Annotated in this window: 17 protein-coding genes; 11 read left to right on the forward strand and 6 right to left on the reverse strand. The window is 35.7% G+C overall.

Annotated features, from left to right (window positions below):
* The first annotated feature begins 67 nt into the window (after positions 1-67).
* From EHC72_RS11580 to rplT, 8 genes are all read left to right on the forward strand, one after another.
* Positions 68-1,375: an MFS transporter gene (locus EHC72_RS11580; protein WP_131537858.1), complete on the forward strand. Its 1,308-nt coding sequence runs from the start codon at positions 68-70 to the stop codon at positions 1,373-1,375.
* Positions 1,376-1,401: 26 nt separating this feature from the next.
* Positions 1,402-2,139, forward strand: a complete 738-nt coding sequence (locus EHC72_RS11585; RefSeq protein ID WP_131537859.1) for a (Fe-S)-binding protein — start codon at positions 1,402-1,404, stop codon at positions 2,137-2,139.
* A 201-nt stretch (positions 2,140-2,340) separates the two neighbouring features.
* Positions 2,341-3,237: a hypothetical protein gene (locus EHC72_RS11590; RefSeq protein ID WP_131537860.1), complete on the forward strand. Its 897-nt coding sequence runs from the start codon at positions 2,341-2,343 to the stop codon at positions 3,235-3,237.
* A gap of 158 nt (positions 3,238-3,395) precedes the next feature.
* Positions 3,396-4,484 (forward strand): acyltransferase family protein, encoded by a 1,089-nt coding sequence (locus EHC72_RS11595; RefSeq protein WP_131537861.1) that lies wholly within the window; start codon positions 3,396-3,398, stop codon positions 4,482-4,484.
* Between the two features lie 604 nt (positions 4,485-5,088).
* Positions 5,089-7,014, forward strand: a complete 1,926-nt coding sequence (gene thrS / locus EHC72_RS11600) for a threonine--tRNA ligase (RefSeq protein WP_131537862.1) — start codon at positions 5,089-5,091, stop codon at positions 7,012-7,014.
* A 16-nt stretch (positions 7,015-7,030) separates the two neighbouring features.
* Positions 7,031-7,600: a translation initiation factor IF-3 gene (gene infC / locus EHC72_RS11605; protein ID WP_131537863.1), complete on the forward strand. Its 570-nt coding sequence runs from the start codon at positions 7,031-7,033 to the stop codon at positions 7,598-7,600.
* Between the two features lie 29 nt (positions 7,601-7,629).
* Positions 7,630-7,830 (forward strand): 50S ribosomal protein L35, encoded by a 201-nt coding sequence (gene rpmI, locus EHC72_RS11610; RefSeq protein ID WP_131537864.1) that lies wholly within the window; start codon positions 7,630-7,632, stop codon positions 7,828-7,830.
* 74 nt (positions 7,831-7,904) lie between these two features.
* Entirely contained in the window at positions 7,905-8,249 is a 345-nt protein-coding gene (gene rplT / locus EHC72_RS11615; RefSeq protein WP_123206121.1) for a 50S ribosomal protein L20, read from the forward strand.
* A gap of 76 nt (positions 8,250-8,325) precedes the next feature.
* Here the strand turns inward: rplT and EHC72_RS11620 are convergent, their stop codons facing one another.
* The 4 genes from EHC72_RS11620 to EHC72_RS11635 form a co-directional block, all read right to left on the reverse strand.
* Positions 8,326-8,655 (reverse strand): YegP family protein, encoded by a 330-nt coding sequence (locus EHC72_RS11620; protein ID WP_131537865.1) that lies wholly within the window; start codon positions 8,653-8,655, stop codon positions 8,326-8,328.
* A 188-nt stretch (positions 8,656-8,843) separates the two neighbouring features.
* Entirely contained in the window at positions 8,844-9,578 is a 735-nt protein-coding gene (locus EHC72_RS11625) for an MIP/aquaporin family protein (protein ID WP_131537866.1), read from the reverse strand.
* A 58-nt stretch (positions 9,579-9,636) separates the two neighbouring features.
* Positions 9,637-11,127 carry a glycerol kinase GlpK gene (gene glpK, locus EHC72_RS11630; protein WP_131537867.1) on the reverse strand — a complete coding sequence of 497 codons (1,491 nt, stop codon included), beginning with the start codon at positions 11,125-11,127 and terminating at the stop codon, positions 9,637-9,639.
* Between the two features lie 34 nt (positions 11,128-11,161).
* Positions 11,162-12,727, reverse strand: a complete 1,566-nt coding sequence (locus EHC72_RS11635; RefSeq protein ID WP_131537868.1) for a glycerol-3-phosphate dehydrogenase/oxidase — start codon at positions 12,725-12,727, stop codon at positions 11,162-11,164.
* Between the two features lie 152 nt (positions 12,728-12,879).
* Here EHC72_RS11635 and EHC72_RS11640 point away from each other — a divergent pair, with 152 nt between their 5' ends.
* Both EHC72_RS11640 and EHC72_RS11645 read left to right on the forward strand, forming a co-directional pair.
* Positions 12,880-13,644, forward strand: a complete 765-nt coding sequence (locus EHC72_RS11640) for a DeoR/GlpR family DNA-binding transcription regulator (protein ID WP_131537869.1) — start codon at positions 12,880-12,882, stop codon at positions 13,642-13,644.
* Between the two features lie 40 nt (positions 13,645-13,684).
* A complete protein-coding gene (locus EHC72_RS11645) occupies positions 13,685-14,077 on the forward strand; it encodes a response regulator transcription factor (protein WP_131537870.1) in 393 nt (130 codons plus the stop codon).
* A gap of 158 nt (positions 14,078-14,235) precedes the next feature.
* Here EHC72_RS11645 and EHC72_RS11650 read toward each other — a convergent pair whose 3' ends face one another.
* Both EHC72_RS11650 and EHC72_RS11655 read right to left on the reverse strand, forming a co-directional pair.
* Positions 14,236-14,757 carry an RNA polymerase sigma factor gene (locus tag EHC72_RS11650; protein ID WP_131537871.1) on the reverse strand — a complete coding sequence of 174 codons (522 nt, stop codon included), beginning with the start codon at positions 14,755-14,757 and terminating at the stop codon, positions 14,236-14,238.
* A 291-nt stretch (positions 14,758-15,048) separates the two neighbouring features.
* On the reverse strand, positions 15,049-15,627 hold the full coding sequence (locus EHC72_RS11655; protein WP_131537872.1) for a YciE/YciF ferroxidase family protein: 579 nt from the start codon (positions 15,625-15,627) through the stop codon (positions 15,049-15,051).
* 286 nt (positions 15,628-15,913) lie between these two features.
* Here EHC72_RS11655 and EHC72_RS11660 point away from each other — a divergent pair, with 286 nt between their 5' ends.
* On the forward strand, positions 15,914-16,762 hold the full coding sequence (locus EHC72_RS11660; RefSeq protein WP_131537873.1) for a sialate O-acetylesterase: 849 nt from the start codon (positions 15,914-15,916) through the stop codon (positions 16,760-16,762).
* Positions 16,763-17,246 lie beyond the last annotated feature (484 nt).

The following is a 17,246-nucleotide window of genomic DNA, read 5'->3' on the forward strand; positions in this document are numbered from 1 at the left end:
AAAATATCCCCAATAATTTAGTAATAAAACTATATTTTAGCGATTCCAATTCCCTCTTTAAAAACAGATGACAGAAAAAAATAACAAAAAAGTAATCCGTTCATGGGCTTTTTTCGATTGGGCAAATTCTGCCTATAATTTAGTAATCACCTCAACCATTTTTCCAGCCTATTACACCATTATCACAACTACAAAAGAGCATGGAGATCAGGTTAGTTTTTTTGGTAGAACATTTACCAATACTGCTTTAAGCAATTATGCATTATCTTTTGCATACCTGATTATGGCATTGGCATTGCCTGTACTTTCTTCCATTGCAGATAATAGAGGTAACAAAAAGGCATTTATGAAATTTTTTACCTATTTGGGTGGTTTTGCTTGTGCTGGCTTATTCTTTTTTAAACTGAATACTTTAGAAATTGGCATCATTTGTTTTATTTTAGCTGCAATGGGGTATATCGGTGGTGTACTATTTAATAATTCTTACTTGCCAGAAATTGCGACCGAAGATCAGCAGGATAGAGTAAGTGCCCAAGGATTTTCTTATGGTTATGTGGGTTCTGTTCTTTTACAGCTTATTTGCTTTTTATTTGTATTGAAACCTGAATGGTTTGGCATTACAGATGCTTCCTTACCTGCAAGAATTTCTTTCCTTTTGGTAGGTATCTGGTGGATAGCCTTTGCCCAAATCCCTTTTAAAAACCTTCCTTCAGTTAAAAAAGATTATGAAAAGGTTAAGCGTAACCTCATTAAAGATGGTTTTAATGAGTTATCGAAAGTTTGGAATCAAGTAAAAAACATGAAGAAATTAAAAGGCTTCCTATTTGCTTTCTTTTTTTATTCAATGGGTGTACAAACTATTATGCTTGCAGCGGCAGGCTTTGCAGAGAAAACACTAAAACTTGGTACCGCAAAACTAATAGCTGTTATCTTAATTATTCAGCTGGTTGCCATTCCAGGAGCCATGCTTATGTCTTCGCTATCCAAAAAATGGGGTAATACCAACGTACTTATTTGTGTGGTTTTAATATGGATTGGCGCTTGTATTGGCGGTTATTATATTAGTAATGAATATCAGTTTTATGGTTTATCAGCTATTGTGGGTTTAGTAATGGGCGGAATCCAGTCTTTATCAAGATCTACCTATTCAAAATTATTACCAGAAGATACCCCAGATTCTACCTCGTTCTTTAGCTTTTATGATGTGACCGAAAAATTAGCCATCGTAATTGGTCTTTTCAGTTTTGCATACATAGAAGAGGTTACAAACAATATCAGATACTCTATTATAGCTTTGGCATCATTTTTTATCATAGGTTTAATCTTTTTAATGCTTCTAAAAAAAATAGAAGCAAGGCAAGCCCTAAAATTGTAAATTTACCCGCTTAAAGATTTTTGTTGATGAAAGTAGAATTATTTGTTCCCTGTTTTGTAGATCAATTATACCCCGAAACCGCTTTTAATACCTTAAAATTATTAGAAAAATCAGGATGTAAAGTTGAGTATAATTCAAAGCAAACCTGTTGTGGGCAACCTGCATATAATGCCGGTTATTGGGATGAGGCAAAAGAGGTTGGAACAAAATTTTTAAATGATTTTTCTGAAAATACTTACGTTGTTGCCCCATCAGCTTCATGCGTTGGGATGATAAAAGGCGGTTATAACGATTTGTTTACCAATACCATAGTGCATAATAAATGCCGTAGTTTACAATCTAATATATTCGAGCTTTCTGATTTTCTCGTTAACATTGCAAAAAAGGATTATTTTGGTGCCGAATTAGAAGGTAAAGCCGTTTATCATGATTCTTGCAGTGCGCTCCGCGAATGTAAAATTAAGGATGAGCCACGCCAGCTTTTATCTAAAGTGCATGGTTTGGAAATGATCGAAATGAAAGATACCGATATGTGCTGTGGTTTTGGAGGTACCTTTGCCGTTAAATTCGATTCAATTTCATCCGCAATGGCTGAGCAAAAAATTAATCATGCTCTCGATCAAAAAGCCGATTATATTATTTCAACAGATTTATCATGCCTTTTGCATCTTCAAGGTTATATCGATAAAAATAATTTGCCCATTAAAACCATGCATATTGCGGATGTGTTAACCAATGGTTGGCTGGAGAGCACCGAATATTAATTTACCACCCCAATATCCTGTAAAAAAAGCGATACAAATTGCTTCAATAAAAGCTGTAAGTTCCTTCTAGACAAATAATAACATGCTTTAACAAATTTTAACAAGGCAAATGCTTTAAACAGTAATACTTTTGCTTAAACCATTTAAGTTTTTTCCAATCAAACGAGGAAACAAAATCTTTAACAAAACAATAAAATTCTGATGAAAAAAGTAATTCTTGCTCTTTTTAGTGTTCTTTCATTTGTATTTGTAGCAAATGCACAAAAGAAAACTTCTGGAGCTATACAATTTGAAGCTACAATAGATCCTGTAGCAATAGCAGCGGCAAGTGGCATTAAAATTCCTGAACAAATGGCTGCACGTATGCCATCAAGCAGTAAAAGCAATTTCGAACTTCTTTTTAATGCAACAAACGCAAGTTATATGCCTGTTGAAGATAATGAAGATAGTAATGGCGCCGGTGGTGGTGGCGGCGGTATGGGGCGTATGATGATGCGTTTTGGCGGTGCAGGTGGTAACCGTGAATATTATTACACTTTCGCCGATCAAAAACTAACAGAAGTATTTGATCTAAATGATACTACTTATTATATGCCCAGTAAATTAACTTTATCTACTTCTGGGCCAATTGGATCTTTTAGAATGGGTGGTGGAAATCCAAGCGATACCACAAAGGCAAAACCTGTAGCACCACCTAAAATTGAAGTGGTTAAAACCGATGCAACGAAAAAAATCATAGGCTTTGATTGTAAAGAAGTGATTGTAAAATCGACCAGAACTGTTAAAATTTTGGATATGGATAAAGATGTAACCGAAGAAACACACATTTGGTATACAAATGATTTAGGTTTTAACTTTTCGCCAAATCCAAACATGTGGACGGAAGGAACGGTGCTAGCAATCGAAAGTCGTGGTAATAATACTATTGCTAAAAGTATTGAGTATAGAGGAGTTAGCGCAAAAGATGTAACGGCACCTAAAAAAGCCAAACTAATTACTGCAGATGAATACAAAGCTAAAATGGATAACATGATGAAACGTTTTAGAGGTAATGGAAATGGCAGGCCAGGTGGACAGATACGAATGATGGGTAACTAGCCATAAATAATTTTAAAAAGCCTGCTCGGTTACATCCAAGCAGGCTTTTTTTGTTTAAAACCATACAATAAAATCAATGTAAACTGTTTGGTACAAATAGATTTTTGCCACTCATCTCAAAATTGTTATAATTGGCTTAAATTTAAGCCTAACCAAACGTGATTACTAAAGAAACCAATTTAAATTTATTAAAAACTAAAAAGCATTTCGAAATATTAGACGGTTTAAGAGGTATTGCTGCCATAGCTGTTGTTATTTTTCATTTCATGGAAATTGCAATTACCGATTATAGCAAAAACTTTATTGCCCACGGCTATCTCGCTGTCGATTTCTTTTTTTGTTTATCAGGCTTTGTAATTGCTTATGCCTACGATACCAGAGCTGAAGGAATTGGAATTTTACAGTTTTTTAAGCTCAGGCTTATCCGTTTGCACCCATTAGTTATCATTGGATCAATACTTGGATTGTTAACCTTTCTGGTTGATCCCTACAGCGATTTTTATTCTGTTTATGGTTTTGGTAAAACTTTAACCATGTTTTTAGCCTCAGCATTGTTAATCCCTTATCCTGCAATGCCCGAGCGATATTTTAATCTCTTTTGTTTAAATGCACCCAGCTGGTCCTTATTTTGGGAATATATTGCGAATGTTTTTTACATTTTTCTCCTCTATAAAATCAATAAGAAAATACTTCTTGTTTTAACAGTTGTAGCTGCTATATTAATTTGTTATGTAGCCGTACGCTCAACAAATTTAGCGGGTGGCTGGGGTGGTCCTAATTTTTGGGATGGCGGCGTAAGGGTATTTTATTCTTTCCTTGCCGGGATGCTCGTTTACCGCTCAAATTGGATTATCAAAAATAAACTCGGCTTTGTTGGTATTGGTGTTTTATTGCTTCTATCGTTCATTATGCCATATTCCAACAATTGGAACTGGCTGACAGAATCCATTGTTGTTCTTTTTTATTTTCCTTTATTAGTTTCTTTAGGTGCTGGTGCTCAATTAAGCACTCCTTTAAAAAAGGTATGTAAATTATCTGGCGAAATTTCTTACCCGCTTTATATGACTCATTATCCATTTTTGTGGGTATTTTTAACTTATGTAGCCGTTGTTAAACCTAAAATGTCTGTTATGGAAATTGTTATCCCAGTTTCTGTGGCGCTTTTAATTGCTTTAGCGTATTTAATTATGAAGTTTATAGACGAGCCACTCCGAAAATATTTGAAAGATAAGTGGGTTAAAGGGTAATTTTTTAGAGTTTAAAATTACCAATCAGATCTTTTATTTTTTTTGGAAAGCAGATGCTGTAGTTCTTTTTAAGGGATGTTCCCGCTTTTCGCTATATCCCAACAAAAAAGTTGGAGATGCCGCTGCAATCGGGTTTAAAAACAGTGTACACATATCTTTAACTCCAAACTCAGTCTGAAATAGCTATTCAATAAGTTATCCTGAAATTGCTGTTCGATATGTTCCGCAGGGCATGTCGAACATACAAATAATTAGGATTTACAATCCTTTTAAATAATTCAACGCTATTATATAACTTTCGTGTTTAAACCCGATCTGAGTGAATGCCATCGATTTTCTCGGGGCAGCAACGGGAGCGGGACTGATTTTTACTAAACGCCGCTGCCCACTCATTTTCTAATAATTATAAAAAATAATTTCGTTCGGTAAACTTCCCAACTTCTGATTTTGTAAATAAATACACTGATTTTTTTTGCCTATAACCACAAAACCAATAGCCAATAACTTGATATTCTGCTTAGAAATCCATACTTTTGCAACAAATAAAATCACGTAGTAGGTGATTTACTAATTAATTATTTTAAAATTTAAATCATAGTTGTAGATGATTAACATTACTTTACCTGACGGATCAGTACGTCAGTATGAAAAGGGCACATCTGCCCATCAAATTGCATTATCCATTTCAGAAGGATTAGCCCGCAACGTTTTAGCAGCAGAAATTAATGGCGAAGTTTGGGATTCGACAAGACCAATTGAGTCAGATTCATCTGTAAAATTATTAACCTGGAATGATGCAGCCGGAAAATCAACTTTTTGGCATTCATCAGCCCACTTAATGGCCGAAGCTTTAGAAGCGCTTTACCCAGGAACTAAATTTGGTATTGGCCCAGCTATTGAAACTGGTTTTTACTATGATGTAGATTTCGGCGATAGAGAATTTTCTTCGGACGATTTCAAAGCTATTGAAGCTAAAATGATTGAACTTGCTAAGCAAAAGGAAACTTTTGTGCGTGAAAGTGTAAGCAAGGCTGATGCAGTTAAATATTTTACCGAAAAAGGTGATGAATACAAACTTGATCTAATCGACGGGCTTGAGGATGGAAAAATAACTTTCTATACTCAAGGTTCATTTACCGATTTATGTCGCGGTCCGCACATTCCAAATACTGGTTTTGTAAAAGCCGTTAAATTGATGAATGTTGCTGGAGCTTATTGGAGAGGTGATGAAACTAAAAAGCAGTTAACCCGTATTTATGGTGTAACTTTCCCTAAAGCGAGTGAGCTTACCGAATATCTTTTAATGATCGAGGAAGCTAAAAAACGCGATCACCGTAAATTAGGAAAAGAGCTGGAGTTGTTTATGTTCTCAGAAAAAGTGGGCATGGGCTTACCAATGTGGCTACCGAAAGGAACTGCTTTGCGTGAGCGTTTGGTTCAGTTTTTAGCAAAAGCACAAGCAAAACATGGTTATGAGCAAGTTGTTACACCACATATTGGTCATAAAAATTTATATGTAACTTCTGGTCACTACGAGAAATATGGTAAAGATAGTTTTCAGCCGATAAGAACCCCACAAGAAGGTGAGGAGTTTTTATTAAAGCCGATGAACTGCCCGCACCATTGCGAAATGTATAAGTTTAAACCACGTTCTTATAAAGATTTGCCAGTTCGCTTTGCTGAGTTTGGTACAGTTTACCGTTACGAGCAAAGTGGTGAGTTACATGGTTTAACCCGTGTACGTGGCTTTACTCAGGATGATGCACATTTATTTTGCCGTCCTGATCAGGTAAAAGAAGAATTTAAAAAAGTAATTGATCTTGTTCTTTATGTTTTCAAATCTTTAGGTTTTGAAGATTATACAGCACAGGTTTCATTACGTGATCCTGAAAACAAAACAAAATATATCGGTACCGATGAAAATTGGAAACTTGCCGAAGATGCAATTATTGAAGCCGCTGCAGAAAAAGAACTAAATACTGTAATTGAGTATGGTGAAGCCGCCTTCTATGGTCCTAAATTAGATTTTATGGTTAAGGATGCATTAGGAAGAAAATGGCAATTAGGTACTATTCAGGTAGATTATAACCTGCCTGAGCGCTTTGAATTAGAATATACAGGTAGCGATAATCAGAAGCACAGACCAGTAATGATTCACCGTGCGCCATTTGGTTCATTAGAAAGATTTGTTGCAGTTTTGATTGAACATTGCGCCGGAAACTTCCCGTTATGGTTAAGCCCAGAGCAATTTATAATCCTTCCTATTTCAGAAAAGTATGAAGAATATGCAAAAAAAGTTTTAGATGAACTAAATAATTCCGATATTCGCGGGCTGATTGACTTTCGTGATGAAAAGATCGGTCGCAAAATCCGCGATGCGGAGGTTAAAAAAATCCCTTACATGCTCATCATTGGTGAGAAAGAAATGGCTGAAGGTAAAGCTTCGGTACGTAAACATGGAGAGGGAGATTTGGGCGAAATGACCTTGGAAGAGTTCAATAATTTATTAATAAAAGAAATAACAGTTTAATTAAAATAGTACAAATTTGGCATTAGGAAGACCAGGATTTAACAGGGGACCACGTCCACCTTTTAAGAAAAAAGAAGCAGAGCATAACATTAATCAGTTTATTAAATCGCCTGAAGTGCGTTTAGCTGGCGATAATGTTGAACCAGGGATTTATCCTTTGGCAAAAGCTTTGTCACTTGCTGATGAGTTGGAATTGGATTTGGTAGAGATTTCTCCAAATGCAGTACCACCGGTTTGTAGGATTATTGATTACAGCAAGTTTGTTTACGAGCAAAAGAAAAAGCAGAAAGAAATTAAATCTAATGCTAAGCAAACAGTTATTAAAGAAATTCGTTTTGGTCCTAATACCAACGACCACGATTTTCAGTTTAAATTAAAGCACGCAGTAAGCTTTTTGGAGAATGGAGAGAAAGTTAGAGCTTATGTGCATTTTAAAGGTAGAGCAATTGTTTACAAAGAGCAGGGAGAGATTTTATTATTAAAATTTGCCCAAGCTTTGGAAGATGTTGGAAAAGTAGAGTTGTTACCTAAATTAGAAGGTAAACGTATGTTTCTAACAGTTGCGCCTAAAGTAGCAAAAAAATAAAAATAGGTTTATAAATTAAAAAACAGGTTATGCCAAAAATGAAAACCAATTCCAGTGCTAAAAAGCGTTTTTCGCTTACTGGAACAGGTAAAATCAAAAGAAACAACGCATACAAAAGTCACATCTTAACAAAGATGAGTACTAAACGTAAACGTGCACTAGGTCAAGCAAGTCTAGTTTCAGACGCTGATTCAGGAAACGTTAAACGTATGCTTTGCATCGGAAAGTAATTTATTAATTTCACCAGGTATCAGGCTTTAAGTTTCCGTAAAAGGAACGCCGCTTGCCAAAAAACAACAACAACATGCCACGTTCGGTAAACGCAGTAGCTTCGAGAAGAAGAAGAAAGAAAATCCTTAATATGGCCAAAGGCTATTGGGGAGCAAGAAGTAAAGTTTATACTGTTGCTAAAAACACAGTAGAAAAAGGTTTGCAATATGCATACCGTGACCGTAAGGTTAAGAAAAGAGAATTCCGCGGATTATGGATCCAACGTATTAATGCAGGTGCTCGTCAGCACGGTATTTCTTACTCTCAATTAATCGGTAAATTAGCTTCAAAAGAAATCGGTTTAAACCGTAAAGTATTAGCTGATTTAGCAATGAATCATCCTGAGGCTTTCAAAGCTGTAATTGATGCAGTAAAATAGAAATTCTCGCATTAGCGATAGTAATATTGAAAAAGGTTCCGATATATATCGGAACCTTTTTTGTTATCTAAGTTTATTAAGATTGATCGTCTACACTTGCATCTGGCGCATTTTTTTGTACTGATGCAATACCGTTATCCCGTGCCGATGAACTTTCATACATCTCACTAGAACCTATAACTTGTCCGTTTGTAGCTTTCAAGTTAAAATAAAATTTCCCGTTTGTTGATGATTTCTTTTCAAATTTTGAATCGTCCTGTGAATTTTTTCTAACAGATTCTATTCCATTTTCGCAGCTTGATTTTGCAGCATATCCCTCGCTCGTTAAAACTGTTTGTCCATTTCCTGCATTTAGATTAAATTGAAATTCGCCATTTTTCCTCTTGGTGATTACAAATTTTCCCATAGTATTGAATTTAATAGTTAACGTTTATATTTCTATTCATTAGGATAGATTTATAGGGATTTACTCTAAAATAAAACTTTTAAATTTAATTAACAAAATAACATGAAGAATAACAGCTGGTTATGGGAATCCTGTAAATAAAAAAATCCCTGTCTATTTATTTAACAAGGATTTTCTGACTTGTGAATCTATTTAATATTTAGTGTTAAATAAAGTAGTGCAGCTAATGAGCCGCCTATTATTGGTCCAACAATTGGTATCCATGCATAAGCCCAGTCGCTACTTCCTTTACCTTTCATTGGGATTAAGCTATGTACAATTCTCGGTCCTAAATCTCTAACAGGATTAATGGCATAACCTGTTGTTCCTCCAAGGGCCAAGCCAATTACCCAAACTAAAAATGCAACAGGGATAGCGCCAAGTGATCCTAAACCTATTGGGGTTTTATCAGTTCCCATTTCAGCATTTGTAAAATGAAAAATCACAAAAATTAAAACGAAGGTTCCAATGATTTCAGAAAAAAGATTTGACTTTAAGTTTCTAATAGCCGGAGATGTTGCAAAAGGAGCGGACTTTAAACCTTGATCCTCTGTTGCGTCAAAATGATCCTTATAGGTAATCCATACTAAAAAAGAACCAAGCATAGCACCTAACAACTGTGCTAAAATGTAATAGGGAACTTTAACCCACGCAAATTTATGGCTGATGGCTAAAGCTAATGTTACTACAGGGTTTAAATGCGCTCCGCTATATGGAGCGGCAATTACTACACCAACAAAAACTGCTAGTGCCCAAGCTGTTGTAATCACAATCCAGCCGCTATTATTTCCTTTTGTACCTTTTAGTACAACATTTGCTACCACGCCATTTCCTAGTAAAATTAGAAGGGCGGTACCAATAAATTCAGCAAGAAATTCTGACATAATCTATATTTGGTTAAATCTCGGATGTATTGTCCGAGCGGTTTGGTTTTTAAATCAGTTAATCTTCAGCATTTACTCTAGCAGCTTTTACAGCTCTCTTCCAGCCTTTTATCCTTGCCGTATTGTCAATACCTTCAGTTGCAGTAAAGGTTTTATTAATTTTCCATTGCGAACGAATTTCATCAATGTTGCTCCAAAATCCAGTTGCCAAACCTGCAAGATAGGCAGCACCAATGGCAGTTACTTCAGTAACTTCTGGTCTTATTACCTTACAATTTAATAAATCTGCCTGAAATTGCATTAAAAGATTATTTGCTGTTACTCCTCCATCAACTCTAAGTTCAGCAATATTCACCCCTGATACGGCTTCCATTGTTTTTAAAACATCCATTGTTTGGTAAGCAATACTTTCTAAAGCTGCTCGTGCAATGTGCGATTTGTTTGTTCCTCTTGTTAATCCAGTAATTGTTCCACGAGCATGTTGATCCCAATAGGGGGCGCCTAAACCAGCAAATGCGGGTACTACATACACGCCATCAGTATCTTTTACGCGTTCTGCAAGGGTTTCTACATCCGCAGATCTTGAAATAAATCCCATTTCATCTCTAAGCCATTGAACAACTGCGCCGCCAATAAAAATACTACCTTCGAGTGCATAAAATACCTCGTCTTTTATTTTCCATGCAATTGTTGTTAAAAGATTTCCTGCATTCATTTTAGGGTCTTTCCCAACATTCATCAGCATAAAACAACCCGTGCCGTAAGTGTTTTTAACCATGCCCACTTCTGTGCACATTTGACCAAATAATGCAGATTGCTGATCCCCTGCAATACCAGCTATAGGGATTTTTGCTGCCAAAATATTTCCAGTAGTTTCTCCATAAACTTCGCTTGAAGATTTAACCTCTGGTAGCATAGATTCTGGAATATTAAAAAGATCTAACAATTCTTTATCCCAGTTTAGGCTATGGATATTGTAAATCATTGTTCTTGATGCGTTACTTACATCCGTTACATGGATTCTGCCATCTGTCAACTTCCAAATCAACCAACTATCTATAGTGCCAAAAGCAAGTTCTCCAGCCTCTGCTTTTTCTCGTGCTCCTGTTACATTATCTAAAATCCATTTTACTTTCGTGGCAGAAAAATAAGAATCAATAATTAATCCGGTTTTATCTTGAATTTTCTCTGCTAAACCTTGATTTCTTATTTCATCACAGTAATCTGATGTACGACGATCTTGCCAAACTATAGCATTATGAATTGGAACGCCTGTTTTTCTATCCCAAACAACGGTGGTTTCACGCTGATTTGTAATGCCGATAGAATTAATGTCGATTGCAGTGAGGTTGGCTTTAACAATAACCTCAGTGGCTACAGAAAGTTGCGTGGACCAAATTTCTAATGGATCATGCTCAACCCAGCCTGCCTGTGGATATATTTGTTTAAACTCTTTTTGTGCTATGGCAACGATTTCGCCATCATGATTAAAAATAATAGCCCTCGAACTTGTGGTTCCTTGATCGAGCGACAATATATACTTGCCCATAATAATATTGGTTAGGTTAAAGGTTTGGATAATATTAACTCACTTTATATAAATAGCCATCAGCTAAAGTATTGAAAACGGAAATTTGATTTTCAATCCAACTTTCGTCAGCATCTAATTCCTTAGCTAGGAGTGAAGCAACTTTTGGAGCCATTTCTTTCGCTGCTTGAGCATCAATAAATAAAATTCTTAATCTTCTGCTTAGCAAGTCTTCAACGGTTTCGACCATTTCATTTCGTGCAGACCAAATAATTTCAGCTTCAATATACGGGAAGTCTGGGTGAAGTTTCTGTTCCCATTCTGGATTGGAATCTGCCAGGGCTTCAATTTTAGGTCGGTCTGATCCGTAGATATCTAAATGATTTTCTCCATGTGAAGGCGTGCTTCCATGAATTTTTAAGGTTTTAGTTACACATGCTTTCGTTTCTAAGTTTGTGCTTGAAATGGCAAGATCAACAGTTTCTTCGGCCATTCTCCTGTAAGTTGTCCATTTGCCCCCAGTAATTGTTATTAAGCCTTTAGCAGAAACAACCAATTTATGATCGCGACTAATTTCTTTTGTGCTATTGCTTCCGGCATTAGTAGGCGCAGCTAATGGGCGCAAACCTGAAAATACACTTAAAATATCTTTCTCCGTTGGTTGTTGCTTAAAATAAGCAGAAGCCGTATTTAGGATAAATTCAACTTCTTCTTTTAAGGCTCTTGGTTCCAAACTATGCTCATCTAAAGGCGTATCGGTTGTGCCAACTAAAACATGTTTATGCCATGGCACAGCAAATAAAACCCTTCCATCTGAAGTTTTAGGGATCATCAAAGCAGATTCGCTTTTCAAAAAACTCTTGTCTAAAACAATATGCACACCTTGACTAGGGCGTACCATCTTTTTAGATTGAGGATTATTCATTTGCAATATTTCATCAACAAAAACACCAGTTGCATTAATTACTACCTTGCCATTTAGTTTTAAGGTTTTACCAGTAAGCATATCTTCAGTTTCCACGCCGGTTATGTTTCCTTTCGAATCCTTTAACAGATTGGTAACTTTCATGTAGTTTATTAAAGTGGCACCATTTTCAATTGCAGTTTGAGCAATATTTACGGCTAATCTTGCATCATCAAACTTACCGTCAAAATAGCTAATTCCGCCTTTTAATCCTTCGGTTTTAATACCAGGCATTAACGCTGTAATCTCCTTTTTTGATAAATATTTCGACTTGCCAAAACTATATTTTCCTGCAAGCCAATCGTAAATAGTAAGTCCGGTAAGGTATTTTGCTACAGAGAACCAATCGTAACAAGGAATGATAAATTCTTCTTTATTAACTAAATGACCGGCGTTTTGTTGCATTAAGCCACGTTCTTTAAGTGCGTGCCTAACCAAACCTATATCGCCTTGCGCCAAATAACGTACCCCTCCATGAACCAATTTAGTGCTTCGGCTTGATGTGCCTTTGGCAAAATCAGATTGCTCAACCAAAATAGTTTTAAACCCTCTGCTTGCTGCATCAAGCGCAGTTCCCAAACCAGTTGCTCCACCGCCTATAATTATGAAATCCCAATCTATTTGCTCTGGAGAATTGTATTGATGTAGTCTTTTCATTTGCTTTCTATTTTAGTTAAAACGAAACAATACGCAAGTATAAATAATAATAATCGAAATAATGTGGTATTATTGTTAAATAATTTTAAATAAGGGGTAAAGAGTAGCTGCTTTATTTGCTTATTTTGTGTTACTATATAATTTAAAAGCTTATGATGAATTTAGCTGAGCGACATCAATTTATATTAAATCGCTTGCAAAAGGATCAGTATATAAATGTAGTTGATTTGTGCAAGGAACTAAAAGTATCTTCTGTAACGATAAGAAAGGATTTAAAGTTGCTTGAAGACAAGGGTTTACTATTTAGAACGCATGGTGGTGCTACGGTGAATAATCCGTATACGGTGGATCGTTCTGTTAATGAAAAGGAAAAGTTACAATCGGTAGAGAAGAATAAAATTGGTTTGGCAGCTGCTGGGTTGCTTAACGATAACGATTCTATTGTAATTGCATCAGGCACAACTGTATTGTATTTTGCCAAAAATATTGTTCCTGGAAGTAATTTAACGGTGGTTACATCTGCCTTAAATGTGGCGCTTGAGCTTATGCGAGAATCGAGTATTGAGGTAATTCAATTGGGTGGTTTGCTGCGTAAAAGCTCTTCATCTGTGACGGGAATTTATGCTGAACAGATTTTAGGTGATTTTTATTTTAATAAATTTTTTCTTGGGGTAGATGGTATAGATTTAGACTTCGGTTTAACAACTACAAACGCTATGGAAGCGCATTTAAATAGGAAAATGATTGATGTGTCGCAAAAAACAATTGTACTTGCAGACTCGACTAAATTTGGTAAACGCGGTTTCGGTAAAATATGTGGATTGGAAGAAATCGATCATATTATAACGGATAAAGGAATTTCTGAACAAATTGTAAAACATTTAGAAGCTTTAGGTGTTACAGTAACAATTGTATAGAATAAAAACAACCAGCCAACAATTAATTTTAGATTTGAATATGGGAAAAACACGAATACACATATTAGAGGATGATCAGGAAATTAGAAACGTAATTGAAATCCTTTTAAAAGAAGAAGGTTTTGAATTACAGCTTTCATCATCTTTTTCAGAATTGAAAAAAAATATTCAGGATGCAATGCCTGATCTATTTTTATTGGATGTGATGCTTCCAGATGGAAATGGTGCAGAAATATGTGAAGATTTAAAAACAGATATTTTCACAAAACACATCCCTATTATTGTAATGTCTGCTCAAAATGATAGCGAACAAAAAGCTACTGCTGCTTTTGCTGATGATTATATTAGCAAGCCATTTGATATTGACGATATTTTAAAAAGAATTAATGCTTTACTAAAGCGAAGTGAAGAAAAACGTACTACTAAAGCTTAGATTTATGAACCCTGAAAATTTAAACTTCAGGGTTTTCTTTTTAGGAATATTTAGTAGGTTATTTATTTCCTGAAAAATACAAAAATCTATAAAGCTTTAATATTTGAACTAATTACCAATGAAAAAGCCTTTCATATTTGAAAGGCTTTTTCGTGTTTCTAAGCATATTGATTAGCTTTAGAATATGTTTTAAGGTATTTTTTAAGCATTTCCCTTGCTACGTGAATCCTAGTTTTAACAGTGCCTAGTGGAATATCTAATGTTTCTGCAATTTCATGGTATTTATAGCCCTCAAAATATTTAATAAATGGAACGCTGTAAACATCAGGCAACTTATTTAGTGCCTTTTGGATATCATCAATAATTAACTTTCCAACTGATCCATTTTGTTCCGAACTGTACATCAAGTTTGCAGATGAAATTTCTTCATCTTGAGTAACCAAAGCTTTTGATTTAGTGATTTTGCGGTAATTGTTTATGAAAGTATTTTTCATAATTACGAAAAGCCAGCCTTTAATATTCGTTCCCTCTTGAAAATTTTGATAAAAGCGAATGGCTTTAAGCATGGTATCCTGAACAAGATCGTTTGCATCTTCAATATCTTTTGTGAAGTTTAGCGCATGCATCCGAAGCGAAGCCGAATGGTTATTAACCATGTTGTTAAATTCAAATTGAGTCATGTTATTATAGGTTAGGGGTGATGCTTTCCGTAAAACAAAACCTATACCAATCAAAGAATGATTTATAATGTGTAATCAGTGAGCTTATTGTTTAAAGTGCTTTAACTCCATTTTGGGTGGGTTTTTTATAAATAATGATTTAAAACACTATTGTATTTCCCGTATAAATACGGAGCATTTTATTTTGTGTTTTTTTATCTTTAGTTCCGAAACGTATATAAATTGAAAACCAGTTTAAATAAAAAATGCCCTGAATAATATTCAGAGCATTTTATTTAATTTAAATTTCTATTATTCAGATGCTGCTTCCTCATTGATGAAACTTTCTGCAACTTCGGTTAATGCAACGTCCGTTTCTTTTTCATTTTCGAGTGTGCGGCTTAATAAATCAACAACTTCTGTATGCCCCATATTTTCAGCAAAGGTTCTTAAAGTTCCGTAAGTTGCAATTTCGTAATGCTCTACTTTTTGTGCAGCTAAAATTAATCCAGCATCACGCACCATTGTACCTGCTTCAGTATCTTCAATAATGCTATCTGCTTCTTCCAATAGTCCTGCCATGGCATCACATTTTTTAGCTGTAGCTTTTTCTTCAAGTAGTGAAAAAACCTCTTCAAGTGTTTCAATGTGTGTTTGAGTTTCCGTAGTGTGTTTTTCGAATGCCGAAGCAAGCTCAGGACTTGTGGCTGCTTTTTTCATTTTTGGTAAAGCTTTCACCAAATGCTTTTCTGCCCAGTAAATGTCTTTTAACTCATCAATAAAAAATTTATGAAATTCTGAGTTTTCCATTTTACCAGTTTTGTTTTTAGGTTTTGTTACCTTTTTTGTTGTTGAACTTTTTACGCTCGTTGTTTTTGTTGTAGTTGCCATAGTGATGTATTTTAAGATTTGTATGTACAACCAAATGTTTTTTAAAAGGTTTCGAATATTTTTCTTGGAAGCCATTTTGATGTCGATAAATCGGTATAACCCAAAGCGCTACGATTCCCAGATTAAATACGAACCTAATTTTTAATATTTCGTAGGCTTAAATTAATCCTGATAAGTCACTACTTTTGCTACACTGATGGCAATTATGCTAGGTATGGGCTATTCAATCGACCGAATCGAACTGTCATCATTTGATAAACTTATGCTGATTTTTAAATTTTAACCTATGATAAATTCATTTCTGATGGCTGGTCAGTCTAATATGGCTGGCCGCGGATTTCTTAAAGATGTCGGTCAGATATATGACGAGCAGATCAAAATGCTCGTTAACGGTCGTTGGCAAACCATGACGGAACCTATTAATTTTGATAGACCAACTTCGGGTGCTAGCCTGGCTGCCGCTTTTGCTGCTGCTTGGCGGCTTGAGAACAGCGGTCAGATCGGTCTGATCCCTTGTGCTGAAGGTGGCGCAAGTTTGGATGAATGGGCTGTTGGTGGCGTTTTGTTTGAAAATGCCATATTTCAAGCAAAGCTGGCGCAACGAACAAGTACGCTGAGTGGTATTCTCTGGCACCAGGGAGAGAACGACAGCTTCGGAGGGCGGCATACAGAATACTATGAAAGGCTTTCGGTTATCGTGTCTGCATTTCGTACCACTTTGAATACGCCTGATCTGCCTTTTGTGATGGGTGGGCTGGGTAATTATCTGAGCGACGGCAGATATGGCAAATATTTTACCGAATATGAACAAATCAATGCAGCGCTGATTAAGGTATCGATTAATGTACCAAATTGCTATTTTGTAACTGCAAAGGACCTTACCGCTAATCCCGATGGTTTACATTTTGATGCAGTTTCCCTGCGCAAATTCGGTCTGCGTTATTTCGCTGCCTATTCAAATCATTCCAGCTTACTGGAGCCGCTGCCGGATGAGCTAGAAGCATCTCTGCGTTTATCGGAGCGTGAAATGACTAAAACGGAAAAGGCAGCCCTATTGGAGATCAGTTTCGGTCGTGGCGAGCTATCACTGGCTGAATTGGAAAAACAAATGGATATAATAAATGCCTTAAGTTGATCTCCTGTTAATAATTCGGATAGCTAATCGCAATTCACATTAAGATGTTTGAAGGAACAATTGTTGACTATACTTACAAAGTAAAATAAAAAAGGTTGCTCTTTTTAGAGCAACCTTTTGAGGTTTATAAGATTTCCTTATGCGGGGAACCGGAATCTGTAATGCAACATCTACAGGAGCTATTCAGAATAATCAGGGAAATTTATAAGAATAAGAAACGTATTGATGAAAATCAATGTGGTCAAAAAGTATAAATATCTGGTTTTAAACGAGTAACTGATGGTTATTATCTAGTAGAGAATCGTGAGGATTATCTACTAGGTATATATTTTTGGGATTTCCCTTCCGATGATAAATCTTCTACTTTGATTATACCGAAATGAAATCCTTTCTTATTTCCATTGTTATACTGTATCAAGGAACTAGGTGGTAAAACACCGAGCTCTTTTAAAGGCGATGCATGACCGTATTCTTCAATATAATG

Source organism: Pedobacter nototheniae (assembly GCF_004335085.1).
Lineage (GTDB): Bacteria > Bacteroidota > Bacteroidia > Sphingobacteriales > Sphingobacteriaceae > Pedobacter > Pedobacter nototheniae.

What these genes read in the sequence shown, in the direction of transcription:
- thrS (WP_131537862.1), top strand. Translation starts at nt 5,089, where the DNA reads ATGATTAACATTACTTTACCTGACGGATCAGTACGTCAGTATGAAAAG.
- glpK (WP_131537867.1), bottom strand. Translation starts at nt 11,127, where the DNA reads ATGGGCAAGTATATATTGTCGCTCGATCAAGGAACCACAAGTTCGAGG.
- EHC72_RS11650 (WP_131537871.1), bottom strand. Translation starts at nt 14,757, where the DNA reads ATGACTCAATTTGAATTTAACAACATGGTTAATAACCATTCGGCTTCG.
- EHC72_RS11590 (WP_131537860.1), top strand. Translation starts at nt 2,341, where the DNA reads ATGAAAAAAGTAATTCTTGCTCTTTTTAGTGTTCTTTCATTTGTATTT.
- EHC72_RS11580 (WP_131537858.1), top strand. Translation starts at nt 68, where the DNA reads ATGACAGAAAAAAATAACAAAAAAGTAATCCGTTCATGGGCTTTTTTC.
- EHC72_RS11620 (WP_131537865.1), bottom strand. Translation starts at nt 8,655, where the DNA reads ATGGGAAAATTTGTAATCACCAAGAGGAAAAATGGCGAATTTCAATTT.
- EHC72_RS11660 (WP_131537873.1), top strand. Translation starts at nt 15,914, where the DNA reads ATGATAAATTCATTTCTGATGGCTGGTCAGTCTAATATGGCTGGCCGC.
- EHC72_RS11640 (WP_131537869.1), top strand. Translation starts at nt 12,880, where the DNA reads ATGATGAATTTAGCTGAGCGACATCAATTTATATTAAATCGCTTGCAA.
- EHC72_RS11645 (WP_131537870.1), top strand. Translation starts at nt 13,685, where the DNA reads ATGGGAAAAACACGAATACACATATTAGAGGATGATCAGGAAATTAGA.
- rpmI (WP_131537864.1), top strand. Translation starts at nt 7,630, where the DNA reads ATGCCAAAAATGAAAACCAATTCCAGTGCTAAAAAGCGTTTTTCGCTT.
- rplT (WP_123206121.1), top strand. Translation starts at nt 7,905, where the DNA reads ATGCCACGTTCGGTAAACGCAGTAGCTTCGAGAAGAAGAAGAAAGAAA.
- EHC72_RS11655 (WP_131537872.1), bottom strand. Translation starts at nt 15,627, where the DNA reads ATGGCAACTACAACAAAAACAACGAGCGTAAAAAGTTCAACAACAAAA.
- EHC72_RS11635 (WP_131537868.1), bottom strand. Translation starts at nt 12,727, where the DNA reads ATGAAAAGACTACATCAATACAATTCTCCAGAGCAAATAGATTGGGAT.
- EHC72_RS11625 (WP_131537866.1), bottom strand. Translation starts at nt 9,578, where the DNA reads ATGTCAGAATTTCTTGCTGAATTTATTGGTACCGCCCTTCTAATTTTA.
- EHC72_RS11585 (WP_131537859.1), top strand. Translation starts at nt 1,402, where the DNA reads ATGAAAGTAGAATTATTTGTTCCCTGTTTTGTAGATCAATTATACCCC.